This is a genomic window from Spirosoma horti (assembly GCF_054776595.1).
The window spans coordinates 52,122-76,235 of record NZ_BAAHBQ010000015.1 but is presented as its reverse complement, the minus strand read 5'-3'; the positions used below and the strand labels follow the sequence as shown (position 1 = coordinate 76,235).

The window sequence follows — 24,114 nt, the reverse complement described above, 5'->3', positions numbered from 1 at the left end:
GCCCGATTGTTCACTCAAGGCACCTGGGCTGTTTTGGCTTTGGAATAATCCCGTGGTTCATTCGTGCCAATGCTATATTGTATACCCGCCAGAATATGTTGCTGAAATAAGGGATCGCGATAGGCTTCGCCGAGGTGGCCCAGCGCGGTATAAAACGACCGGCCACCATCGAATTTGTGCTTCCAGGCAAGCGGGTGATAAACGCCTTCGGTGCCGCCCTGGTACGTACTTTCATCGGCTGTCAGCAATACATGTACGTCGGTCATGCGTTTTTTGAAATTATACCATTCGTCCTTGCGCTTCCACCGATTGGGCAGTTGACGCGTCGATGGGTCTTTCGCATCAGCGACCTGCACAACACCATCCACCGGATCGGGCGGGTGATTTACGAAAACGGCACCGGTCAACTGGCCGAACCACGCCCAATCTTTCTCCGAGGCCGAGGCCGAGTGAATGCCCACGTAGCCGCCACCTGCCTGGATGTATCGTTCGAAAGCTGCTTGCTGGGCTGGATTCAGTACGTCGCCAGTTGTGCTAAGCCAGATTATAGTCGCGTAGTTTTTTAGCGTGTTGTCGGTAAAGAAATCAGCATTTTTCGTCGTGTCTACGTCAAATCCATGCTGTTGTCCCATTTGCATAATGGCCGCGATACCATCGGGAATGGATTCGTGATAGTACCGTAGCGTTTTGCTGAAAATCAGAACTTTAGGTTTGCTGGATTGGGCAATACTCAGTGCCGAAATTCCCAGTGTAAAGGCCAGAAGGAGGGCAATTCTCTTTTTCATATTTAATTCATTTGCAGCACTTTGGCAATATTTATTTCCCCGAAGAATTTGTCATCCCGACGCAGGAGAAATCTTCGGGGAAGGCTGAATATAGGCTGACTACCGAAGATTTATCCTGCGTTAGAATGATAAAAAGCACGCGGATTCTAGCTCAATTCATTCTCAATACAAATCGTCAGGCACTTCGCTTATAGTAAAGAGATTCCAGCATTTTCCGTGCTTCGCCGTCGGGGTCGTTTCGTACTTCGCTGTTTTTGTTGAAGACCATCATCGCACCTTTGCCGGAGGTAAAGGCGGGCCAGTTGGGGAGTCCTTTATGATTCGGATTGCCGGTTCGGGCGAAATTGATCCAGGCCTGACTCATTTTGGTGGCCAATTCCCGAGCTTCGTCTCCTCCGCCTGTCATCGTTTCGCAACGGTCGGTATTCGCAAAAACAAACGGGATTTCACTGCAATGGAATGAGCGGGGGCGGCCGTCCAATACGGGCGTCTGCCAGGCAAACAGGTAGAGATAAACCGGTGCAGCATTCTGGGCTGCCTTTCGCTCAGCTTGCAGGTAAGCCATTGGGTTGTATGGTGCTACGTAGGAAAGCAGTTCCACAGGCTTCGCTTTTGGGTGCACCTTACGTAACACATCATAAAGCTGGCTGCTCCTTTCACCGAAACGTTCGGCCAGTTTCTTTTTCGCCCCATCGTCGTCAATTGATTCCATACCGGGATTGTTGATACTTGCCGACGCTTCATTGCGGTTTGTACCGATGATCATCGGGATGTTCGCCGAATAGGCCGGAACGGCAGGTTCAAACGGATGGGCGGGCAATACGGTGCCATCCACAACTGGTTGCCACCCCGCCCGACCAACACCCGGCGGGATGGCGGTTCCCATCTTTTTCTCGGCAGCCATTCCCGCTTCCGTTAGGCGTGCGAACGGAAGTTTGTGAATATCAGCGATGTTCGACCGGTTGAGTTTCAGATCAGCCAGCACATGTTCGGCTAACTGAGCCGCATAAGCATGTGTAGCTACCTGAACGGTCGAGCTACTTTCCGAAATGCCTTTATGGAACAACCCCTTTGCCGACGGCATTGCCATGAGCGTCGTGACTTTGGCCGCGCCACCCGACTGACCGAAAATCGTTACATTGCCGGCATCGCCCCCAAACTGCGTAATGTTGTCACGTACCCATTCGAGGGCCGCCACCAAGTCCAGCATACCCACGTTTCCCGATTGAGCGTACTGACTGCCATAGTCAGACAAATCCAGGAATCCGAAAACGTTAAGTCGGTGGTTGATCGAGACGACAACGACATCACCGAATCGGCTCATGTTTTCGCCATCATAGGACGGGTGTTCCTGACTGGAACCGGAGAAAAAAGCTCCCCCATGTATCCAGAACAAAACCGGCCGCTTTTTGCCATCGTTAACGCCCGGCGACCAAACATTCAGTCGAAGGCAGTCTTCCCCTTGTGAGCCGTCGTTCCACTGATACAGAAACGCGTATTCTTCCGAGCTCCAGCCGCCATTTGGTTTCTGTGGGCAGACTGGTCCGTAAATCAGTGAGTTACGAACGCCCGTCCAGGGAGTAGGTTTAGCGGGTGGCATAAACCGGGCGTCTCCGGCGGTGGTTGCCGCGTAAGGAATACCCTTAAAATTGACAATGCCGTTGTGCGTATAGCCGCGCACTTTCCCCGCCGTTGTTTCAACAACCGCATTCGATTCCGCAGCGACAATACTGTCTTTTCGATTCGGAGTTGTTGGCTTGGCAACGACGTCTGACGTAATGGGCGAGATGCCCAGAGCCGTAGCGCCAAGGCCAAGCTTTTGAAGAAATTCTCTACGGTTGTTGCTCATAGTTGTGTTCGGTTGATGTGCTGTCAGTTTTGAGAAACTGACAGCACATCATTAGCTATTAATAACCCGGATTCTGCGTCAATACAGTTTTGCCCTGATAATCAATCTGTGTCTGCGGAATGGGAATATACTCGTCGCGGCCTGGGGTAAATTTGCCCCCACTGTAAGCTACAGGTAGTTTCTTTGATTCATAGGCCAGGAATGCATTTAACACCGTGGAAGCCGTTCCCCAGCGAATAAGATCGAAGAAGCGGTGACCTTCGCCCGACAGTTCGAGTTTACGCTCAAATTGAACGGCCGTTCGGGCCGTAACTTTATCCGTCCAGGGCGTTGAGTAGTTGGCAATTACATAGTTAGCCGCATTTTTTCCATCAGGCGTTTTTACCCATGTGTCGGCATTGGCTGCCCGTGCCCGAATCAGGTTCACATATTTACGCGCCGTTTCCAGACTTCCTACTTCAATCTCGCACTCAGCGGTCATCAGCAGTACGTCGGCAAAGCGGATGATGTTGTAATTGATTGCCGAATAAGCATCCGTTGATGTACTGGCATCGGTCAGGATTTTGTCCTGCGATTTGTAATAGATAAATTTCTTGGGCGAATACGGACCAGCGAAACTCTGGTCGCGGATCCAAGAATAGCCTGGATGGATCGACCAATCCAGATACGGAATGCCCCGACGACCAACTGACCAATCCAGTCGTGGATCAACCGGTCCCGCATCGGGCGTGAAGGCCTGATTTGACAAAATACCCTGATCCGTTTTCAACTGATTTGCATCCGAATTGTAGGAACCGTCCAACAAAGGAAGCCCGTTACCATCCACCCGGAATGAGTTCGCAAGTTCAAAACTGGGCGGGAAATAGCCGCAGCAACCCGCCGGACCGCTCGAACCCGTATTGTAGGGGAAGTTATTGGCCAGGTCAGTGGCGGCATTATCCGAACTACCCGTATTGGCGGCATTTTGAACGGCGAAAATCGACTCGGCGTTCGTCTCTTTGGCCGCGTTGAAAATATCGGTATAGTTCGCTACGAGACCATATTTCGTACCACCCGACGTAACGCCGTTGGCAATTACCTGATCGAACAGCGCTTTGGCCTCTGTGTATTTCTTCTGATATAGATAGGTTTTCGCCAGATAAGCCATAGCCGCCCATTTGTTTGCCCGACCCACCAGCGTTTGGGTTTCAGGCAAGTTGTCGACAGCGTATTTGAAATCGGCTTCAATTTTCGGCCAGATGTCTACATTATTCGGCACTTTCTCAGCCCCGGTTCCGTAACCAACTGTTTCATCTACGTAGGGAACCAGGTTGAAGCTCCGTTTCAGGTCAAAATAATAGTGAGCCCGCAGGAAACGAGCTTCCGCAGAAATCCGCTGTTTATCGGCCGCCGTTACGTCGGCACTGGCCGATGGAAGCGCCCGCATCACCGCATTCGCCCGGCTGATGCCTTCAAACATGGCGCTCCATTTCTGTCCGATATCGAAAAGACTTGGATAGAGCTGATACGTCATCCAGGGAACAAGATCGCCGTAATCACCTGAATTGGAGCCTTTATTGGCTTCGCCACCAGATATGCTTCCACGCAGCCAATTAAACGAACTGGTTACGCGCCGGAAACCGCGCCCGTTCAACTGGGCATACGACGACACCAGAATGCCCTCGATACCCGCCTTAGACGTTAACTGATCACTGGACAATTGCCCCGTAGGCGGCACCTCCAAGAACTTATCCTGGCAGGCAGAAGTCGACAACATCAGCGTTGCCGTCACTATGATTAATTTACTGGTAAGATTTTTCATGTTGCAGATTACTTGACATGTTAGATCAATGATGCGTTGGCCAATACCCGAGTTAGAAGCCAAAACTTACCCCTACATTATAGCCCCGAGTCACTGGGTAATTCCCCACATCAATGCCGAACGTAGCATCCGAGCCACCACCTACTGCTGGGTCCAGACCGCTGTATTTGGTGATCGTAAACAAATTCGTTGCCGACACCGACACCCGCAACCGGCTAAGATTTGCCCGTTTTAACAGTTCATTAGGAAAGGTATACCCCAGGTTCAGATACTGCATTCGGCCATAGGAACCGTTCTCCACATAGTAGGAGTTGGGCTGCGTGTTGGTACTAAAATTTGCGGTACTTTCGAAAATCGGTACGTTCGTATTCATGTTGGTTGGCAACCATGAATCCTTCACTCTGGCGCTCACAGCGGCCCCTGTAAATGAGGGATAGAAGTCAGTAAACCACCGTTGGTTGTTGAAAATCTGGCTTCCTAATGAAGCATACAGGTTGGTGTTCAGATCGAAGCCTTTGTATTTCAGACCCAGCGTAATGCTTCCCGTAAACTTGGGAATCGGACTGCCCAGATATGTCCGGTCATTGTCATCAATTTTTTTATCGCCATTGATGTCTGCAAAACGGAACCGGCCCGGAGCAGCGCCCGTTTGGGTCGCTGCCGATGCCACTTCTTCTTTGCTATTGAACAGACCAACTACTTGATAACCATAGAACGACGACAACGTGTGGCCCGCTTCGTTACGTACTACCGGTCCGCCAATGCGGGTTCCACCGCCCGTGAAATAGGGCACCAGGGGCGCAATAGCCGTAATCTGGTTGCTTAGAAAACTGCCGATTCCGGTCACTTCGTAACTCAGGTCACCAACGAGTTTTCCCCGAGTCGTCAGCAGTAAATCGATTCCCTGATTACGCATGCTCGCTACGTTCAGGAAGGGCGCATTCGCCCGAACCCCTACGACGCTCGGCAGGGCCAATTGATAGAGCAGGTCTTTCGTATCCTTCCGCCAGAAGTCGACAACCACTTCCAGCCGGTTATTGAAAAATGAGCCGTCAATACCGATATTGGAGGTAATACTCGTTTCCCATTTGGCATCGGCATTGCCAATCTGACTTGGGTAGTAGCCCGTTGCAATCGAGTTGTTCGTTGCGCCTAAGTCATAACCATTGGCTGCATTGGTAGCAAATAAGTTAAATTGATTGGTTGAACTCAGGTAATTCGAGTTACCCATCAGGCCGTAACCACCCCGGATTTTAAGATCCGACACCCAGGGCAGATCCTTCATAAATTCTTCGGCCGAAATGCGCCAGGCTGCCGAGAAGGCCGGAAATACCCCATATCGATTGTTGGGGCCGAACTGAGATGACCCATCCCGACGTACTACTGCCGTAGCAATGTAGCGGTCGTTGTAGGTGTAGCGGGCTTGGCCAAAAAGGGAGTAAAAATTATTTCCTTTGTTGTAGGTGCTGGTAACCTGACGGGTAGCACCAGGCGTTGTGGTACCTAGTGTAACGTAGTCAGGATCAGTGGTAAAGGGGTTAATGCCCGAGCCCATGCTACCCCGTCCATTACCTGTGTTAAGAGCTTCCAGACCTGCCAATACACTAAGGTCATGTTTACCAAACGTCTGTTTGTATTGTGCCGTATTGGTAAATGTCCAGGCCAATCCCGCGTTGGTCGCTTCGGTGTAGGTGTAATTGGCGATGTTCTCTGAATTTTCGTAGGTAGATCGGGAGTACGAATTATTAAAATTCGAGTAATAGGTTCCACCCAGACTGCTACGTAGTGTTAGACCAGGTATAATGTCATATTCCAGATAGGCATTGCCTGAGCCGAAGACAGTGTAATTGATATTATTGGCGACACTTTCGCGATTGGCAACTGGGTTCCGGGGGTTATTAAAACCAGGAGCGGCTGTGCCTGCGTAACCTCCAAACGCGTTATAGATCGGAATAATAGGAGCCATCCGAAATGCGGTTAACACGTCGTTCTCATCGCCCGACACGCTCGAATTGTTATTCGTGCTGTTGCCTAGTGAGTTCCCAACACTCCCCTGCAATCCCGTCGCCGATACGTAGGCAACTTGCATATTTTCGCCAAACCGAAGTTTTTTGGTCAGATCAAATTCGGTGTTGGCCCGCAGGGTATAGCGCGAAAAATTATTGTTTGTAATAATCCCGGCCTGCTGTTGCATGCCCAGACTCAGGTAGTAGCGGCTAGTTTCGGTGCCGCCCGAAAAGCCCAGTGTATGGCGCGTCATGGGGGCCACCCGCGTAATAGCCTTATACCAATCAGTGCCTTGCTTATTGGCCGCAATCACATTGTAGATCGCCCCATTGGCTGGATTGACGTTGTATTTAGTAGCTTCTGCCGTCAAATCAACGGCCCCGATAACGCCTGGCACTTTACCAACCAACAGATAATCAGGCAATACGGGTGCTTGCCCCGAACCATACTGCCCATTGGCGATACCGACAAAACTAGTTGGGCCAATAGCCGTTCCTGTCTGAAAGAGATCATTCCGGCGCGCCTGCCAGGTCCAGTCGGCTTGTTCCTGCGGATTCAGAATACTTGGTCCTTTGCCCGGATCAGTTACGCCATACAAGCCATCATAACTAATACTCAGTTTCTGCGCCTTGCGCTGGCCTTTTTTGGTTGTCAATACAACTACTCCCGCAGCCGCTCTTGCCCCGTAGATCGAAGCCGAAGCGGCATCTTTCAGGACGGTTGTGGTTTCAATATCATTGGGATTAATGAACTGAATACTTTGGGTAGGCACCCCATCCACTACGTAAAGCGGTTGATTACCGCCGAACGAGCCAAACCCCCGCACCCGAATCTGGCTGGATGTACCGGGTTGCCCGTTGGTGATGACTGTCACACCCGCCACGCGGCCCTGAAGTTGTTGCTCGACGTTAGCTGAAGGCACAATCTGAAGCTGAGCCGGTTTGACTGTTGAAACGGCACCCGTTACATCCCGGCGATTCTCCGTCGAGTAACCCGTGACCACGACTTCACTGAGTGCATTGGCTTCATCTTCGAGCTTCACCTCAATGGATGAGCGGTTACCAACGGTAATTTCCTGGGTTTTAGATCCAATAGAAGACACAATCAACACCGGGTTTTCTCCCCGAATGGTCAACGCAAAATCACCATTGGCATCAGACGACGTACCGGTTTGTGTCCCTTTCAATACGATGTTAGCTCCTGGGATTGGGCCATCGCTGCCTGTAATTTTACCCGTTACCCGGCGATCCTGAGCGGAAACCTGTAGGCTCCATAGCAGCAGTATTGCCCCTAGAAAAGTAGCCTGCAGAATCCTGTAGAACGATTCTTTCATGAATATTGACTTGGTTTAGAACATGAATTAAACAGCTGTGCGAAGCGCGATTAAGTCAACGGAAATCATGCAGGCCTACATGGTTTCATTCCTTATTGAGCTGTTTTATTTATCTAGTGCTGGCAAGGGCTGGAATTATCCCTTTTCAAGTCAAAATTTTTATAAAATATTTTTTTAACGTATTCGATTGATCGAGTTAGACTGGTATCAAACTATCATGAATAAGGTTCACTCCCTTGGCTTATATACGCCAAAGCGGGAGCGGTCAATAACCGATCCCGCTTTGGCGGCCCAATTTAACTAGCGTCTTATCTCGCTTACGTAAGGGGAGATTTTCACCCCGAATGTGTAAAAACTATTACAAGGAGGAAAAATCGAATAGGAAAGGTATGCGCGAAAGTAGTCTTGCCCCTAAGTAGGGTACAGGTCGAGTTGTCCCAAGGAGTAGTCTGTGGGAACGTGGTTTATTGAATGTCTTGTCCTGATTTTATTCGGACGTTTTAATATACTTTTTTATTGACGAACGACCTTATTGTAAATAACTCAACTACAATGGGTTATAATTTAAATGCGTGCAATTAGTAATACCTTTCTTCGGACAACAATGACCATTGACGTGTTGTTACTGAACTGTACCGAGACAGTCGACCATAAGATTCGTTAGTTGACATAACTAGCCCAAGAATTAGTCACTTAAATAGAGCGATTAGTGAGACAATTATATTTTACAAGCTGTTAAACGCCATCAATTACATACGGTGTCAATGTTTGGACGATCCGTTAAAAATCTATTTTTACTCTAAGAAAACCTGGTTATTAGCACTACTGAGGAGCACTTTCCAGCAGTTTAAGCGCATCCTCATCCTTGTATTTGACGATTTCAAGCTTCAGTTGCTGCTTCAAGCCAGCCGTGATCGTTTCGTAGCCTGGCTGACCATACAGATTGTGCAGATTGTGTGGATCTTTTTGAATATCATACAGTTCCCAGAAATTGTCCGGACCGTAAAAACGGGCCAGCGTGTATTGTTTCGTCCGTAAACCGAAGTGTGGCGATACGTGATGCGGCTGGGGATATTCATAATAGTGATAGTAGGCCTGATTACGCCACGCTTTCTTGGAGCCGGTCAATACCCCTAAAAAAGATTCTCCCTGAATATACGCAGGAATGGGCGTACCGGCAAGACTCAGGAGTGTGGGTGCCCAGTCCACATTCGAGACCACCTGCTGGACTTGACTGCCGGGCTTGATCACGCCCGGGTACCGAATCACAAACGGCGTTTTTAGCGACTCTTCGTAGATCCACCGTTTATCGAACCAACCGTGTTCACCCAAATAGAAACCCTGATCAGACGTATAAATGACCACCGTGTTTTTGGCCAGACCACGCTTATCCAGATAATTCAGAAGCTTACCGATGTTGCGATCTAGCGAATTGGCCGTCGATAGGTAATCTTTCAGGTAACGTTGGTACTTCCACTCCGTCAGAGCCTTACCCGTCAGCTTCTTCTGGTCGAATTCTTGACTGATTTTGGCGTAGTAGGCCGAAAAGGCCCGCTTCTGCTCGGGGGTAAGCCGCTTATAGGAGCCCTCCCGAACGTACGTGTCGAGCTGTTTATCCTGCTCAGGGGTAGGCTCCGCATCGCCGTACAGCATCTTTTTCAACCGGGCTTTCTCCTGAGGCACTTTGGCTTCATCGACTTCGTACTCCACGTGTACTTTCAGGTCAGCCTGCAGGGTCATGGTTTTTTCGATGCTCATATCCTGCTTCTGGGCCGCTAAACGCCCTTCGTACTGGTCGTAGAACGTAGGGGGAATGGGGAAGGTAACGTTGTCGTAAGCCCCCAGGTCTTCCAGGGCTGGCATCCACTCACGGTGAGTTGCTTTATGGCCCACTACCAGGAAGAAGGGCTTGTCGGCATCCCGCTTATCAAGCCAGTCGGTGGACAGCTTCGTCACCACATCGGTCACGTAGCCCATGTGGCGCGTTGTCTTATTGTTCGAGTCAACAAAGTCGGAGTTGTAATAACTGCCATGGCCAGGCAGGATGTTGAGGTAATCAAACCCATGAGGCAGACTGCCCAGATGCATTTTGCCAATCCAGGCCGTTTGGTATCCGTTCTTCTGCAATTCTTCCGAGAAGACGGGCTGATTGATGTCAAAGACCTTTTCATTCAATTTGTAACCATTGCGGTGGGAATACTGACCCGTCAGTAAGGTCGCCCGGCTTGGCCCGCAGATGGAATTGGCGACGACATTGTTGTAAAGAATAGCCCCTTCTTTTGCAATGCGGTCGATGTTAGGCGTTTTGGCCAGTCTACTGCCATACGCACTGATGGCCTGAGCCGTATGGTCATCGGAAATGATGAATATAATGTTGGGTCGAGCGGGTTTGGCTGCGGGCAAATGGTCTCCCTGCTCAACGACGTAACTAGGCAGTGCCAGCAATAAACCGACCAGCGCCAGTAAGCTAAGACCGGTGCGAACAATAAACGGGTGAATCATAAGTAGAGTAGGGGTGAAGGGATACAGTTGCTTAACGAAAGAGTCTTCAAGGGATAATGGTCTTTTTTTACTTGGGAAGGAAATACGCTTACTGCCATGAGCCTCATTCAATTACAGCTATTCCGGAGCGAATTGCGTTCGTTTTATGCATCAGTAAAACCAGTAACGGTCTTGGCTCAAATGACTAGCCGATAGCCTTTTCATGGGGCATTACGTTACCTTTGACTACCCAAAAGTAGCGACTACGTTTCGCATATTGAGTCATTTTGACCCAATGTACACGTAAACTAATTGGTTGCCAAGAAAATTAGTACTTTATGTTAAATCAGTTCTGGCCAAGTAGTGATCTGCCGCCTGGCTCCGCCCCGTTTTTACCGGCTGTTTCGATTGATAATGTCATTTTTGGCTTTCATCAAAATGAATTGACCGTCCTGTTACTTCAGGCTAAAAGTAACCAGAACTGGATGCTACCCGGTGGGTTCGTCGGCAAAGATGAAGATGTCGATTCCGCTGCCGCTAGGATCCTTCATGCCCGCACGGGCTTGATGAATGTATTCCTACAACAATTTCATGTGTTTGGCAGTGCTAAACGCAACAAAAAAGAGCATCTAAGGGAAGTGCTGGGAACGCTGGGTATTGACCTAACGGCGGAGAGTTGGTTTATGCAACGTTTCATTTCCATTGGCTATTATGCGCTGGTTAACTATAGCCAGGTAATTCCCCAACCCGATGAGACTTCACTGGCCTGCAGTTGGCAGCCTGTCAGTCAGCTCCCCCCGATGCTATTTGATCATGAATCGATCATTGGCAGCGCCTTGCAGGCCCTACGCCTACAATTGAACTACCAGCCTATTGGCTATACGTTACTACCCAAAGAGTTTCCGCTGAAGAGTTTGCAAACGATTTATGAAACCATTCTGGGCCGAAAGCTGGAGCGCAGTAATTTCAATCGGAAGCTACTGTCCTATGGCATATTAGAACGAAAAGAGAAGCACTACACCGGTGGTGCCCACAAGGCCCCCTTTCTGTATTCGTTTAAAGAAGATATGTACTTTAAGGCTTTGGAGAACGGGCTGGAAAAAGACTTTTAGCTGTTAGGGTTCATTGTTAGGGTCTCCGTTAGGAGGGCTATCAAACACACGTATCAGGCGGCATTTTATGGAATTAACCAATGACTGCTCGCCAATCGGACTAACGTTTTACGAGATTATAGATCTGCTTAAGCCTTAACTATAAGGTTGACTAGACCACTATTCATACCGCAAAGACCGCACTGGATTCGTACGAGCCAGCCGTATGGCATGATAGCTCGTGGTTAAGCAAGCAATCAAAAAGGCGGCTCCACCTGCCAGTACAAATTCGCCAGGGCCAATCGAAATATGGTAGGCAAAATCCTGTAACCAACGATTCATCGCAAACCAAGCCAGTGGACTCGCCACTAGAATGGATAAGCCGACTAATCCCAAAAATTGCTTCGATAGCAGATAAATTAGACTATACGACTGAGTACCCATTATTTTACGAACTCCTACTTCCTTGGTTCGCCGTGCGGTAGCAAAAGACGATAAGCCAAATAAGCCCAGACAGGCTAGAGAACGGTATGCCTGAGACGGCCCAGTTCACGGGTGGCCTGTTCCGTATTAAAGTCAAAGATGTAATCTTGAAATAGCGAAGCGAATCCTGCCTTTCTAGGATTAATCTGTTTCAGTTTGCGAATGCCAACCTATTTCCGCCAATATCCGGGCTAATGCCATTGCTTATACTCCTTGTGGCTGAGCACCCTATTTAATCAGAATCAGCTCCATCTCAGGGAGGAGCGATTTATGATAACAAACTCGAAATAGTTAGCTAAACCAGAGAGCTAGCTTGCCTGGCTAAATATTTCTTAGGCTGGGTGCCGATATGCTGCTTAAAGACCCGGCTAAAGTGGCTTAGATTTTCAAAGCCTAACTGGTAGCCTATTTCCGACACCGATAACTTCGCTTCCCGCAACAGCCGGACCGCTTCTTGCATGCGCACGGTCTGGTAATACGCATAAAGACTTAGACCAAACACCTGTCGAAATAAGCGCCGAAGTTTACTCTCACTCATGCCTGCCAACAAAGCCAGTTGCGGGATCCTAGGCGCTTGACGTAAATCCTTAATCAGCTCATCGCGGACCCCGAACAGCGTCTTACCCTCATCTTCCCGAAGCGTATAAACCACTTTCGTTTCGCGTTGGAGCAGTTCACTCATAAACTGATAAACTAACTCTTGACCTTTGGCCATCACGTAAAATGCCAATAACGGGTCCGTCTCGGGGTGGGCCAGCAGATCCCGGGCAATTCGCTGAACCGCGAGTGAGCCAATTTCTTCATAGAGGCAGGATTGATGACTACCCAGTAGCGTTTGGACTAGCGGTTGTTGGGCTTGTTGACCTAGAAGTTGCTCCAGCAGGTCCGCGTGGATGCCGACGATAATGGCCTGAATGTGCGTACCAGCGGGCGAAAATACAGCTAAGTCCTGATCGCTCGAGCTCACTTGCACGGCTGGCAACAAACGGGGTGCAGATTGTTGAGTGAGTGAAGTATCCGGTGGGGACACTAGGTTACGAAAACTAAATAGGATCATTGGCTGATCGCTCGCTTCGTGCTGACGCCGTAGCTCCACATCTCGGCTAAGGGTGTAACGATGCAGCATGACAAGGAGCAGTGGACTCAGCGTGAAGCGCTGGATAGTCCCCCTTCCCAGGGCGGCAGGAAACGCCATCACTACCGAATCGGTGCTAACAGGGGATTCTGCTTCCGAAAGCACCTTAATGCGACCGACTAAGCCTGAGGTATCGATCTCAAATTGCATTTGACTAAATACGACTATTTATTGACTAAATATCGGCATTTCATCCTGTTTCTAAGCACGACCTTTGTTCGATTCAACATGAGTTAACGTATCAACGATTAGAAATTAGGTATCGATCACTATGACATTAAAATGCTTTGAACTTCTCAATTTAGTCTTGTCAGCGTTGATAGGCGGCATGTACTGGGGCCCTTGGCTTGCCCTGAGCCGCTCGTTAAATACCTTCGAACCACGTGTATTTCTGGCCATCACCCACCGACTCAATCAGAACATGGCGGGCCTAATGACCTACCTCACGCCGATCGGCCTGCTCTCTACCCTGCCCACGCTGTACTTGACGTTCGGTAGCCAGCCAACTACCTTCTGGCTCACACTCGGAGGTTTCGTCGGCTTTTTAATCGCGCTCTTGGTCACGGTATGGGTCGAGGTACCCATTGTGATGCAGATCGTCCGTTGGGACCCTTTGTCTCTACCCGCCAATTGGATGCAACTGCGCGACCGATGGATGAGCTTTCATTGGATTCGGGTAGTGGGGGGACTAATGGGGTTGTCCCTCTTGGGAGCCGGGGCCATTTTCTAATCAACCAATGACTTGCCAGCATCCATGCGTCTATTTGGCGCTTGTAATTAAATAGTCCTTTAACAGACGGCCCTTCGTCTCCTTTAGGAGCATTTTATGGGACGATTATTTTTACTACCTGTCAATGCCAGTCGTAGCGCATACGACTCCTTATAAAGTACGCTGCCTAGCTACTCCAATCAATAGCTAGGCAGTGTACTGTTAAAATGAAATAAGTCTATCGCTGTTTGGACTGATAGGCCGAAACGGTCTGGTCACCCTGGTCGAAATTTATTGACAGTAGCGCATTATCTGATTCATAATACCAGCTTTCTTTTGTCTTCTCAATGGTTCTCATCGTAGGAGGACCGAAGAGTAGCGCAATAGCGGGCCCGTCAGCAAGCCAATTCGGCTCACTCGAGCCGAGATGATCAGACGTTACTCCACGCCATTAGCTCCCCTGGCATTTATCGGATTGGGAGCAAAGACGCCACCGCGGTCAATAGGCCTGCCCGACCATTTACTGAACGGCAGTGTCAGCAACATCTTTATTGATGATCCTGCTCACCGGTGCTTCTATTATCCTCTTAACTACCCAGTAGCCACTTTTCAGGATCAGACAACGGTCAGCAAAATTTAGGACGGGTCACTTTTTGACAGGTTTATAGAATATCATAAACCCTTCTTATCCGAATGGTTTCGCTTAATTAAGTCATTGATTTTCATAACTATAAAATTTGAGTTTACTTCGTGGCGAATTTGCAATGTTGAATACACGGCCAACGCTACCGAGTTCAACCTTCTGTAGGGGTGTAATAATTACTTGACGAATGATCATCAAATAGAATGGACGCCCCGTTGAAGTTGCTCGTCGTAGAGGACGACATGATCATTGCCGCCAACATCGCCCTGCAACTTACTAAACTGGGTTATGAGGTGAGCGGGATTGTACCTCGGGGCGAAGAAGCCATCTTAAATGCTGAAATTAACCGGCCTGACCTGATTTTGCTCGATATCAGTCTCAAAGGCTCACTCGACGGTATAGAAACAGCCCATGCTATCCACCAACAGTGGAACATCCCGATTATTTACGTCACGGCCAATACCGACGAAGCCACTTTTGCCCGGGCAAAAAAAACACATCCCTACGCTTACATCGCCAAGCCGATCCGGGCAATTGAGCTACAACGGGCGATCGAGCTGGCCATGAGCCGCCTGGCCTACGAGCCTCACCCCGCTGCCAACCCTGCCCCCGACGCGCCCTTTGTGCTGAGTGACCGGATTTTTGTGCGGTACCGCGAAAAGATCGTCAAGATTTTCATCGCCGATATTCTCTACGTAGAAGCCGACCGCAACTATTGCCACCTCTACACGGCCAATAAAGAATACCTGCTGACAACGACCCTGAAGATGATGGAAGACAAACTCCCGGTCAACTCGTTTGTGCGGGTGCACCGCTCTTATCTGGCAAATCTGACCCAGGTCGATGAGGTAGGCGAAGGCCATATTGGAATCGGGGGTAAAACGATTCCGCTCAGCCACCTCCTGCGCGAGGCACTACTGAAACGAATCCAGACCATTTGAGGCCTCCGGGTAAAACCCGCATTACCATTCACACATCCGGTAAAAAAAGACCCCCTTTCGGACAGTAAAAGGATGCGCTCGTCCGGGCGGGCTAGGTTCAGGTACACGCTGGCAATAGTTTAGACCCGTTGTCGGCCCCATCACGCTGCTGAGTGGATTGGGTTGATCATTCCTCAACCGCTAAACGCCTGCCAATCCAATGAAACCCTTCCTTGTGGGAATTGTACTCTTTTTGGGGAGTATAACCATCGTATTTGCCCAGGATTTTTACCTGCCTGTATCATCAACCTCCAAAACGGCCATCACGTTGCTGAAGCGGACTGTGGAGTTGGATACCAATACCCTGAAGCAGGCCGACACTGGAAACGCTACCGCAGGCCGTGTAGCCACACTGCCCCAATCAACTCACATAACCATATACACTCATGAAAACCAGTAATCTATTTTTCGTCATGGCCCGGCTGTTGACTCTGCTGCTCCTCCCGGCCTTCGCAGCCACCACTCTCGCTCAGGGCCTCAACCCCGAAGCTGTTGCCTTTACCAAAACCTATCAGACAGTCTACAACAAAGGCGACCGGCCCACGCTGATGACCCTTTTTGCCGACAATGTGGGCTGGGTAAACCCCGATGGCAGTGTAACGCCCGGTTCTAAAGCCGATGTTGAAGCCGACTATGTACGCGATTTCGGCGAAACGGCCGGGTCGTATATGGACTTCACGGTGGTCAGCACGGAGACACAGCCCGATGGCAAGGTAAAAATCGGCACGACCGTCAGCGGTTATGATTTTGTGCGGAAAACCGGCGCGAAACTCAACCCCACGGCGGGCACCTACGAAATGCTGATCGGCAAGGTCGGTGAGCAGTGGAAGATTTCGCAGGTGAAATGGACCATGAACCAGGTTGCGCTTGAACTCCGCAACTTGACGAAGCAATTTCAGGATGCCTATAACCGCGAGGACGTAGCCACCCTGAAAACGCTGCACACCAACGATGTAGTCCGAACACAGAGCGACGGTACGAAGCAAACCGGTATAGGTCAGGTGGCGGAGTTGCTTGCCAAAAATTTCGCCGACGCTGACGTGAACAGTGCCATTCTGATAACGGACGTAAGGCCGCAGTTTGATGGCAGTGCCATCTTTACCGGCACCTTTCACCAGAACGGACGGGCGGTGAACGGTAGGCGGGTCACGGTCGATGGGGCCTATACCAACACAGCGATTAAAGAAAACGGAGCCTGGAAAATCAGCCGGATAGCGGTTTCGCCGATTACCAAAGCGATGGTCTATCACAAAGTAGCCGACTATGCCGCCTGGAAAAAAGGCTTCGATCTGTTTTATAACGAACGGATGCTGGCGGGCGAACTAAGTGCCGAAGTCAGTACGCTGGCCGACGACCCCAACACGGTCTGTATCATCAGCGAGTGGGCCTCGCCCGACGCACCGAAAGCTTTTTTTGCCCGCCCGGATTTGGCGGAAACGATGCGAAAAGACGGTGTCATTGGTAAGCCTACCATGCTCATTATGAGCAAGAAATAATCGACTCTATCCCACCATAGTCGCCCGATTTGTATTGTCGCAGACCGGGCGAAACAACCAAACCAAGTCAATGAAAACTAACCCATTCACCCCCGTTCTGCCCCTTTTTGCCGCTCTGCTTCTGTTTGCCGCCGGTTGTAGTTCACCCGCCAAAGAAAGTGCCGTGACGGTCGATAACGCCACACTCAAAAAAGAAATAGAAGCCGCCAATATTGAGTTCGCGGGCTTCATCGCTAAAGGCGACTCGGTGGGCATGGCCAATTTTTATACCGAAGACGCGAAACTGATGTTCTCAAATGCACCAGCCATCGTAGGCCGCAAAAATATTCAGACGGCCATACACAACGTCCTCGGTTTTGGAATCGCCAAAGCTGAGTTTACCACTATCGACGTATGGGGAACCGGCGATTTCGTGTCGGAGGAAGGCCAGGCAAGCCTTTTCGATAAAACCGGTACTCAAGTGATCAAGGACAAGTACATCGTTCTCTGGAAAAAGGAAGCTGGTAAATGGAAGCCCTTCCGCGACATAACCAACTCCGATCTACCCCTACCTGCGGCTAAGTAGGTCAATACAGTCAATCAACCCTGTTTAAAGATACTCCATTGAAAACCAATCAAGTACCCAAGATGCTGTCCGTCGTTACGGCCCTGTTCCTGTTTGCCGCCGGTTGTAGTTCACCCGCCAAAGAAACTGACGCAAAAACAACCGCCGTGTCGGCAATGGCACCTGAACAAAAGCAGGCGATTGAACAGGAGATTTCTGGCCTTATCAAAGAATTCTTTCAACAGGTCGAAAAACTGGACATTGAAACGTGCATGACCTACTTCGAAAATACGCCTGATTTTCAGGCGGTCAATCCCGATGGCACCCTGGGCGGCTACGACGCGCTAAAAAAATTGAACGCAGACGGGTTTAGCCAGATGAAGACGTTGAGCGTCGTGCCAACGAAGGAAGTGATTCGGGTTTTGACAGACTCGCTGGTGCTTTATACGTTCTCGATGGAACAGGATGCAACGCTCAAAACCGGCCAGAAAATAAAGTACGAACACGTAGCGGGAACGATGCTCTTTACCAAAATCAATGGCGCGTGGAAAGCGACGTTTTACCAGGAGGCTGCATCGGCACCGGTCGCCGTCAGGTAGCAACTACTGAGCGCATATAAAATCTATATCCTCACAGCCTTTTCCCTATTCGCTAGACCTATGAAAATCAACCAATTTATTGCTGTTTTTGCCGCCCTGACCCTGTTTACCGTCGGTTGCAATACCGCTCCCCAAAAAGCAGATGAGAAACCAGCGGCTCAATCCGATGCACCGGAGTATTTCCTGTTACGGCCCGAAGTCGAAAAAGCGTATGGCTATTCCCATGCTGTTCGGATTGGTAATGAACTAAAAATATCGGGTGCGGTCAGTATGGACGAGAAAGGAAACCTGACGGCTAAAGGTGATCTGGGCCAGCAAATGAAAAATTGCTACGCCGATCTGGAAAAAATTCTGAAGCACTATGGCTACACCTGGGACGACGTTGTGGTGGAGAATATTTTGACCACAAACATGCCTGAATTTGTGAACCAGTCGGCTTACCGAAATACGATCTACAAAAAGCAGTTTCCGACCGGGTCGTGGTTTGGCGTAAAGGAATTAGCCTTGCCCGGCCAGTTGATTGAGATTGAATTAGAAGCCTATAATGTGCGCTGATTCAGTTAAGCTACCACAGAAAGTAAATAACCAAACCCTATTTAGGAAATGAACAAAAGTGAAAAAGTAAAAACAAGAACTGTTGTCATTCCTGACGACCTGGAAGCCGTTAAAAAATTATGGTTTGACTATTTAGTTTGGGGTAACGATAAAATGCAGGAACTCTACGGCGTCCATCCTCATAATCCAACAGAAGCAGTTGACCAGGATATCCAACAAATTGACAAGTTTCAACCCCCTTACGGACAGCTAATCCTGGCTATTTACGAAGGTGAAGTATGTGGGCTTGGAAGCTTAAAACGTATCAACTCCGATATCGGTGAAATAAAACGGATGTTTGTTGATCCAGCCAGTAGACGAATTGGGGCTGGACGAGCTATCCTCGACCGACTTTTACTTGAAGCGAGAAAAGTCGGTTATAAAAAAATTCGGCTTGACAGTCCAAAGTTTATGGAAGCAGCTCACGCCTTATATAGACGTTTCGGATTCCGTGACATTGACGCGTATCCGGAAATGGAAATCCCCGCAGAATTTAAAGACTATCTGTTATTCATGGAATTGGATTTAACGGACGACACTACATAAATCTGAACTGATAAGTACAAATAAGCCCAGCCTATACTGCCGGGAATCGATCTTAAAACAGTCAAACTAACCAATCAAACCCATGAAACAACTCCTGATTTCCCTGGCTGCTCTTTGGCTGCTGGTTAGCCTCGGCATGTCGACATCTGCACAAGCTCAGCAAACGGCAACGACTCAACTCAAAAGTATCCACCTTTTCGATATGCCAGCGGGTGTAACGGAGGCCCAGCTGTCGACGTTGATTGGTGAGCTGAACACGATCATTAAACGCCTGGGCTACAGTAACGCCGGATACACACTCTACAAAGTAGACGGGAAAGGAACCGACAAATATCGCTACTTCTTTGAGGGCAACTGGCCCAATGCCGGAGCGTATAAGAAAATCCACGACGACAAATCGTTTCAGGAAGCCGATAAAAAACTGGGTACGGTATACGAGAAAATTAAAGCCGTTGAACTCTACCGTCGCTTAGTGAGAGTGCTTTAATCGTCTAACCATCAAACATCCATTGAAAACCAATCCATTCACCCTAGTCTTGGCCGTTGTTGCCATCACGTCTGTCTGCGTTACGGGTTGCAACGCCCCCGCCCAAAAAGCAGAAGCTACCACTGAGCAGGTAGCGGCTAAGCCTGATATGGCCGCCATCAAAACGGAGATACAAGCCATCGAAACCGAATGGGCCAGCGCCACAACCGCTAAGGATATCGACAAAGTAATGGTCCTCTACACCGACGATGCCATAGAAATGGCCGACGACGAACCCATGTCCGTGGGAAAGGCCGCGATCCGGCAGGTGTTGCTCAAAAGTATGAAAGCGCGCAAGCCCGGGACTACGGTTTCCTACGAGACGATGGACGTATATGGCGATGGCAACGTAGTGACCGAAGTCGGGAAGACAACGGTTAAAGACGCGGCTGGCAAGGTAGTGAGCACCGGCAAATACATGGGCATTTTTGAAAAACGCGACGGAAAATTTATCTGCATCCGCGATATTAACAACGAGGATCAGAAAGACAAGTGAAGTAGCTTGGGCTAACAAACAGGTCAACATGAATGGACACGTTGTTTTTAGGTGGCTCCTCCTGCTATTGTGCCTGTCCGCATCTGCCGGGCAGGCACAATCCACGGTGCTTTACTTCGACGAACCACCCAAAGAGACGCTGGGCCGCAACCGAAATCAACTAACCATCAATCGATTCTTTACCGACCGCGACGAATTTCTCTGGCTCGTCGGCGGCAGTGGCCTGAACAGGTACGACGGCCATGAGATCGTAACGGTACGCTCTGATCCGGCGAATTTGAACTCCCTCTCCTCGGCGCGGGTGGCGGATATGATTCAGGACGAGCGAGGCACGTTCTGGATAACCACCCGCGACGGGGGCCTTAATGCATACAAACAGCAAACGGGCAACGTGGCCCATTTTCGACACCTGTCAACCAACAAAACCAGTTTATCGTCGGATAAGCTCCGGTTTCTTCAACGTGATGAATCTGGTTATCTCTGGATCGGCAGCGATTATGGCATGAATCGGTTCGACCCCAAAACAGGTAGCACTGTCCGTTTTTTGCCTAAACCGGGCGAAGCAGGGCAGTTGCAGGGCAACCCGCTATCGCCCATTCTGGTGGCCCCCCATTACATTTACGTTTGCACAACGGCTGGTTTCGAACAGTTTGACCGAACCAGTAACCGTTGGCGGTGCTTTCCGACTGTAAATAAATCAGGGGTGCCCGTCATCAACGCTACCGATGGCCTCAATGTGATTAACGGCCTCTGCAAAGATCGTCGGGGCCTGATCTGGATGGGTGTTCCGGACCAAACCGGGCTGCGGGTTTTTGACCCCAGAACAGGGCAAATTAATTGGTTCGATAAGCGAACGGCCGATGGGAAACCCATTCCGTTTCCAAACGTGATTCTGGAAGATCGGGCGGGGCGGCTTTGGCTTTGCTGCGATAACGACATCTTCCGCATTTCAGCCGACCGTACCGTCGTGGAGCATTGCACACCCGTAGCCATCAGCAATGGAGAACAACTCAGGGAACTGGTAACGCTCTACGAAGATGGACAGGGGTTAATCTGGCTGGAGAGGGCGAGCGACAAAAATCCGCTTTTTTTCGACCCCCGTCAGGAACGTCACCCCAACATTCCACTGCCCAAATTTAATACCACAGCCGGTGCGGCTCCGACCCGGCCCGTAACGGAATCCCTCATGCCCGACTCGGAAGGCTTCCTTTGGATCAGTACCGATCTGGGCCTGATTCGCTATAATCCGGGCCAATCCAGGCCGGGTCAATCCAGACAGGACCAATCCAGGCCGGCCCAGAATGAGATGAAGGTTGTCTTGAAACAACCCTTCACCTATTTCACCAGCCCGTTGCCAGGTTCGACCGGGACCAGCTACGATCCGTACCTGCTGGTAGGAGCGGAGGCTGGCCTGTTCGTATATAATAAAGAAACGAGCCGTCTCACACCCGTCCGTTTAGATAAGGCCGGGAGTATGACGATCCCAAACGCCATCGCTTCGGTTATTGACCGGGATGGCGACCTCTGGATTTCGACCTGGGGGCAGGGGCTTTTCCGCATTCCGAAGGGCGGCTTATCGGTCGAGACGGGGTTGGTGAGTACGTATGAACAGTGGAAAAACGATCCCACCAACGCCAGCAGTTTACTCTCAAACACGCTCCAGAAAATTGCGGTCGATGCCCAGAACACGGTGTGGGTGTGCGGAGCCGCTCATGGCCTTAGTCGGGTAAACAAACGAACCCGGCAAGTGAAGCGGTTTGTACTCCGGCAAGGCGACCCCTACGGACTGGCCAGCAACTACACCTTTGAGCCCGTGATTGATAAACAGGGGGATGTATGGATAACGAGTGGGTATTCGGCTCCCTTACAGAAGCTATCGGTCAAAACAGGACGATTCAAAAAATATGGTGCCGCAAACGGGTTCACGGACGATTATTTTGCCCACGCTACCCTCGACAGAACCGGTAAAGTCTGGTTCAACCAGAATCAGGTGGTATCCTGTATCGACCCCCTTACGGAGCGCGTAACCACGTTTCCGCAGTTTGTTGGCAACTCGGCTTACTCAACGCCTATTACCGCACTGGCCACTACCGGCGAGATTTACTTCGGTTGCCAGAACAACTTACGGCGGTTTGGGCCAACCGATACCATCCACAACATTCCTAAAGCCTCATCACCACTGCGGTTGGTGGGCGTTTCCTGCTTCGACACCGACGGTGCGCAAACCATGCGACCCATGCCCCCGGATCGCTGGCGAACCAATGAACTGGCACTGTCGCACCGGGAAAATACCTTAGAACTAAAATTTGCGCTGCTGGATTACCGCAACACCAGCAGTCGTACCTATGCCTATTCCCTGACCGGGCCGAATGACGAGCCACAATGGGTAAGCATCGGCCTGAAAAACACCGTTGATTTTGCCCAGATGAAGCCGGGAACGTATCTGTTTCATCTGAAAGCCCGTAATAGCGACGGAATCTGGACAAATCTGGCGCCCCTCCGCATACACATCAGCCCCCCCTGGTGGCAAAGCCTTTGGGCCTATTCGGCTTATGCGCTGCTGCTGCTACTCGGCTTTTGGTACCTATTGAAGGTCCGTCTGCGTGAACAAGCCCGCGAACTGGCTCTGCAGGAAGCCGTCGTCATTAAACAACAGCGCGACGAAATTGCCCAGAAAAACGCCCAGAACGAGCTCCTTCTGAAAGAGATTCACCACCGGGTCAAGAATAATCTGGAAGTGGTGTCAAGTTTGCTGGCCCTGCAATCGGCTAAAGTTACGGACCCCAATGTCCAGGAAGCCATACAGGCCAGTCAAAACCGGGTACAGAGTATGGGCATTATCCACCAGAAACTCTACCAGGGCAAGCAGTTAGGAGCGATTGAGATGCGCGATTATTTTCTTAACCTCAGCGAAAGCATCATTAATTCGTTCGATGCCGCCAGTCGCATCACCATCGTCTGTTCGATGCCCGAGCTGGTACTGGATATTGACACGGCGGTTTCCATAGGGCTAATCACGAATGAGTTAATAACCAACTCGCTTAAATATGCCTTTATTGGTAAGGATAACGGCACAATTCGCATCAGTCTGACGCGGATGGACGACGATTCGTTGCTGTTGATGGTGGCTGACAATGGTATCGGTAAACAGCCTGTGGAAGTTGTCAAAGAAACGGGCTTTGGTACCCAGTTGGTGGAACTGCTTACCCGCCAGCTCGGCGGTATGCTGACCTACGAAAACCAGAATGGGATGTTGGTCAAACTCCGCTTCAACCGGCCAGCCATTGCCTGAGTCCAGTCAAAATCAGAACCCTACATTCGACCGTATACTTATCTGGCAACCAATTTCCGTTGCGACCGTCCGCGGCTGCGGTACGAAACGGCAAAACTACCCAACGTGGCTAAACTGGGACCGAGCGATTGATACACCTGTACCGGGCTGAATTGCCATCTTTAAGGAGAAGGCGGGGGCAGGAGTCAAAGCCGGTCACCAATATTAAAGTACCGGGCGGTAATCAGAGCAACTCAGTTTGTGAACTGAATTACAAAGCAGATCGGCTCCTGGGCTACCGGATTTCGGTGTAAGCTTGGCAAACAAATAAAAAGGCTACTGTACATAGTCAGGGCCACAAAATTTTATAATTGTGGTCCTGACTATACCTGTAATTTATAAACAGAGCAGGACTTTACACCATGCTCCACCTTAACCTATTGCGACTACCAATAGAATTAGAAATCCTGAGCTACATCTTTTCTTAGCTTTTTGAGCTGGCCACGGGAATTGAAGTAATAAACATACTGAGCATCACAGCCCACACCAATGGTAGGTTGCATTTGTAACGGAAGGCTTTTCCTGGGTGAAGCCAACGCCCCTTGCACTGAATAAATCAGGCAAGTTAAACTCAGGAAGATAATAGCCATGGATACGGCTATCGTTAATAGACGCTTGCTTTGAGCATCTAAACTTGCTACAAGTTGACTCATGTTGTGTAGTTTTTGACATTAGTTATCCGTCA

The 24,114-nt window shown here is 49.9% G+C and carries 20 protein-coding genes; 12 read left to right on the top strand and 8 right to left on the bottom strand.

Annotated features, from left to right (window positions below; all coding sequences use genetic code 11):
• Positions 1-14: 14 nt before the first annotated feature.
• The 5 genes from ACYVAM_RS30980 to ACYVAM_RS30960 form a co-directional block, all read right to left on the bottom strand.
• Complete coding sequence (locus tag ACYVAM_RS30980) at positions 15-785, bottom strand: ThuA domain-containing protein (RefSeq protein ID WP_461074033.1); 771 nt, start codon at positions 783-785, stop codon at positions 15-17.
• A 175-nt stretch (positions 786-960) separates the two neighbouring features.
• Entirely contained in the window at positions 961-2,634 is a 1,674-nt protein-coding gene (locus ACYVAM_RS30975) for a carboxylesterase/lipase family protein (RefSeq protein ID WP_461074032.1), read from the bottom strand.
• 58 nt (positions 2,635-2,692) lie between these two features.
• A complete protein-coding gene (locus tag ACYVAM_RS30970) occupies positions 2,693-4,435 on the bottom strand; it encodes a RagB/SusD family nutrient uptake outer membrane protein (protein WP_461074031.1) in 1,743 nt (580 codons plus the stop codon).
• Positions 4,436-4,487: 52 nt separating this feature from the next.
• A complete protein-coding gene (locus ACYVAM_RS30965) occupies positions 4,488-7,775 on the bottom strand; it encodes a SusC/RagA family TonB-linked outer membrane protein (protein ID WP_461074030.1) in 3,288 nt (1,095 codons plus the stop codon).
• An 822-nt stretch (positions 7,776-8,597) separates the two neighbouring features.
• Positions 8,598-10,277: a sulfatase family protein gene (locus ACYVAM_RS30960; RefSeq protein ID WP_461074029.1), complete on the bottom strand. Its 1,680-nt coding sequence runs from the start codon at positions 10,275-10,277 to the stop codon at positions 8,598-8,600.
• Between the two features lie 317 nt (positions 10,278-10,594).
• On the opposite strand from ACYVAM_RS30960, the gene ACYVAM_RS30955 reads away from it, so the two are divergent.
• Positions 10,595-11,368: an NUDIX hydrolase gene (locus ACYVAM_RS30955; RefSeq protein ID WP_461074028.1), complete on the top strand. Its 774-nt coding sequence runs from the start codon at positions 10,595-10,597 to the stop codon at positions 11,366-11,368.
• Positions 11,369-11,527: 159 nt separating this feature from the next.
• Here the strand turns inward: ACYVAM_RS30955 and ACYVAM_RS30950 are convergent, their stop codons facing one another.
• Both ACYVAM_RS30950 and ACYVAM_RS30945 read right to left on the bottom strand, forming a co-directional pair.
• Positions 11,528-11,860, bottom strand: coding sequence for an ABC transporter permease (locus ACYVAM_RS30950; protein ID WP_461074051.1), 333 nt, complete (start codon positions 11,858-11,860; stop codon positions 11,528-11,530).
• A 265-nt stretch (positions 11,861-12,125) separates the two neighbouring features.
• Positions 12,126-13,115 carry a helix-turn-helix transcriptional regulator gene (locus ACYVAM_RS30945; protein ID WP_461074027.1) on the bottom strand — a complete coding sequence of 330 codons (990 nt, stop codon included), beginning with the start codon at positions 13,113-13,115 and terminating at the stop codon, positions 12,126-12,128.
• A gap of 157 nt (positions 13,116-13,272) precedes the next feature.
• Here ACYVAM_RS30945 and ACYVAM_RS30940 point away from each other — a divergent pair, with 157 nt between their 5' ends.
• From ACYVAM_RS30940 to ACYVAM_RS30890, 11 genes are all read left to right on the top strand, one after another.
• A complete protein-coding gene (locus ACYVAM_RS30940; RefSeq protein ID WP_461074026.1) occupies positions 13,273-13,695 on the top strand; it encodes a DUF1772 domain-containing protein in 423 nt (140 codons plus the stop codon).
• An 825-nt stretch (positions 13,696-14,520) separates the two neighbouring features.
• On the top strand, positions 14,521-15,258 hold the full coding sequence (locus ACYVAM_RS30935; protein WP_461074025.1) for a LytR/AlgR family response regulator transcription factor: 738 nt from the start codon (positions 14,521-14,523) through the stop codon (positions 15,256-15,258).
• 199 nt (positions 15,259-15,457) lie between these two features.
• On the top strand, positions 15,458-15,697 hold the full coding sequence (locus ACYVAM_RS30930) for a hypothetical protein (RefSeq protein WP_461074024.1): 240 nt from the start codon (positions 15,458-15,460) through the stop codon (positions 15,695-15,697).
• On the top strand, positions 15,684-16,793 hold the full coding sequence (locus ACYVAM_RS30925; RefSeq protein ID WP_461074023.1) for a DUF4440 domain-containing protein: 1,110 nt from the start codon (positions 15,684-15,686) through the stop codon (positions 16,791-16,793). The genes ACYVAM_RS30930 and ACYVAM_RS30925 overlap by 14 nt, the downstream gene beginning before the upstream one ends.
• Positions 16,794-16,863: 70 nt before the next feature.
• On the top strand, positions 16,864-17,358 hold the full coding sequence (locus ACYVAM_RS30920; protein WP_461074022.1) for a YybH family protein: 495 nt from the start codon (positions 16,864-16,866) through the stop codon (positions 17,356-17,358).
• 38 nt (positions 17,359-17,396) lie between these two features.
• Entirely contained in the window at positions 17,397-17,936 is a 540-nt protein-coding gene (locus ACYVAM_RS30915; protein ID WP_461074021.1) for a YybH family protein, read from the top strand.
• 60 nt (positions 17,937-17,996) lie between these two features.
• Positions 17,997-18,491: a RidA family protein gene (locus ACYVAM_RS30910; protein WP_461074020.1), complete on the top strand. Its 495-nt coding sequence runs from the start codon at positions 17,997-17,999 to the stop codon at positions 18,489-18,491.
• 48 nt (positions 18,492-18,539) lie between these two features.
• Positions 18,540-19,076: a GNAT family N-acetyltransferase gene (locus tag ACYVAM_RS30905; RefSeq protein WP_461074019.1), complete on the top strand. Its 537-nt coding sequence runs from the start codon at positions 18,540-18,542 to the stop codon at positions 19,074-19,076.
• 82 nt (positions 19,077-19,158) lie between these two features.
• Complete coding sequence (locus ACYVAM_RS30900) at positions 19,159-19,563, top strand: hypothetical protein (protein WP_461074018.1); 405 nt, start codon at positions 19,159-19,161, stop codon at positions 19,561-19,563.
• A gap of 22 nt (positions 19,564-19,585) precedes the next feature.
• Positions 19,586-20,098 (top strand): YybH family protein, encoded by a 513-nt coding sequence (locus ACYVAM_RS30895; protein ID WP_461074017.1) that lies wholly within the window; start codon positions 19,586-19,588, stop codon positions 20,096-20,098.
• Positions 20,099-20,126: 28 nt separating this feature from the next.
• A complete protein-coding gene (locus ACYVAM_RS30890; RefSeq protein WP_461074016.1) occupies positions 20,127-23,390 on the top strand; it encodes a histidine kinase dimerization/phosphoacceptor domain -containing protein in 3,264 nt (1,087 codons plus the stop codon).
• A gap of 437 nt (positions 23,391-23,827) precedes the next feature.
• On the opposite strand, the gene ACYVAM_RS30885 is transcribed toward ACYVAM_RS30890, so the two are convergent.
• Positions 23,828-24,082, bottom strand: coding sequence for a hypothetical protein (locus ACYVAM_RS30885; protein ID WP_461074015.1), 255 nt, complete (start codon positions 24,080-24,082; stop codon positions 23,828-23,830).
• Positions 24,083-24,114 lie beyond the last annotated feature (32 nt).

Coding starts and splice junctions, on each gene's coding strand:
- ACYVAM_RS30980 (WP_461074033.1), bottom strand. CDS start 785: ATGAAAAAGAGAATTGCCCTCCTTCTGGCCTTTACACTGGGAATTTCG.
- ACYVAM_RS30975 (WP_461074032.1), bottom strand. CDS start 2,634: ATGAGCAACAACCGTAGAGAATTTCTTCAAAAGCTTGGCCTTGGCGCT.
- ACYVAM_RS30970 (WP_461074031.1), bottom strand. CDS start 4,435: ATGAAAAATCTTACCAGTAAATTAATCATAGTGACGGCAACGCTGATG.
- ACYVAM_RS30965 (WP_461074030.1), bottom strand. CDS start 7,775: ATGAAAGAATCGTTCTACAGGATTCTGCAGGCTACTTTTCTAGGGGCA.
- ACYVAM_RS30960 (WP_461074029.1), bottom strand. CDS start 10,277: ATGATTCACCCGTTTATTGTTCGCACCGGTCTTAGCTTACTGGCGCTG.
- ACYVAM_RS30955 (WP_461074028.1), top strand. CDS start 10,595: ATGTTAAATCAGTTCTGGCCAAGTAGTGATCTGCCGCCTGGCTCCGCC.
- ACYVAM_RS30945 (WP_461074027.1), bottom strand. CDS start 13,115: ATGCAATTTGAGATCGATACCTCAGGCTTAGTCGGTCGCATTAAGGTG.
- ACYVAM_RS30935 (WP_461074025.1), top strand. CDS start 14,521: ATGGACGCCCCGTTGAAGTTGCTCGTCGTAGAGGACGACATGATCATT.
- ACYVAM_RS30930 (WP_461074024.1), top strand. CDS start 15,458: ATGAAACCCTTCCTTGTGGGAATTGTACTCTTTTTGGGGAGTATAACC.
- ACYVAM_RS30925 (WP_461074023.1), top strand. CDS start 15,684: ATGAAAACCAGTAATCTATTTTTCGTCATGGCCCGGCTGTTGACTCTG.
- ACYVAM_RS30920 (WP_461074022.1), top strand. CDS start 16,864: ATGAAAACTAACCCATTCACCCCCGTTCTGCCCCTTTTTGCCGCTCTG.
- ACYVAM_RS30910 (WP_461074020.1), top strand. CDS start 17,997: ATGAAAATCAACCAATTTATTGCTGTTTTTGCCGCCCTGACCCTGTTT.
- ACYVAM_RS30905 (WP_461074019.1), top strand. CDS start 18,540: ATGAACAAAAGTGAAAAAGTAAAAACAAGAACTGTTGTCATTCCTGAC.
- ACYVAM_RS30900 (WP_461074018.1), top strand. CDS start 19,159: ATGAAACAACTCCTGATTTCCCTGGCTGCTCTTTGGCTGCTGGTTAGC.
- ACYVAM_RS30890 (WP_461074016.1), top strand. CDS start 20,127: ATGAATGGACACGTTGTTTTTAGGTGGCTCCTCCTGCTATTGTGCCTG.
- ACYVAM_RS30885 (WP_461074015.1), bottom strand. CDS start 24,082: ATGAGTCAACTTGTAGCAAGTTTAGATGCTCAAAGCAAGCGTCTATTA.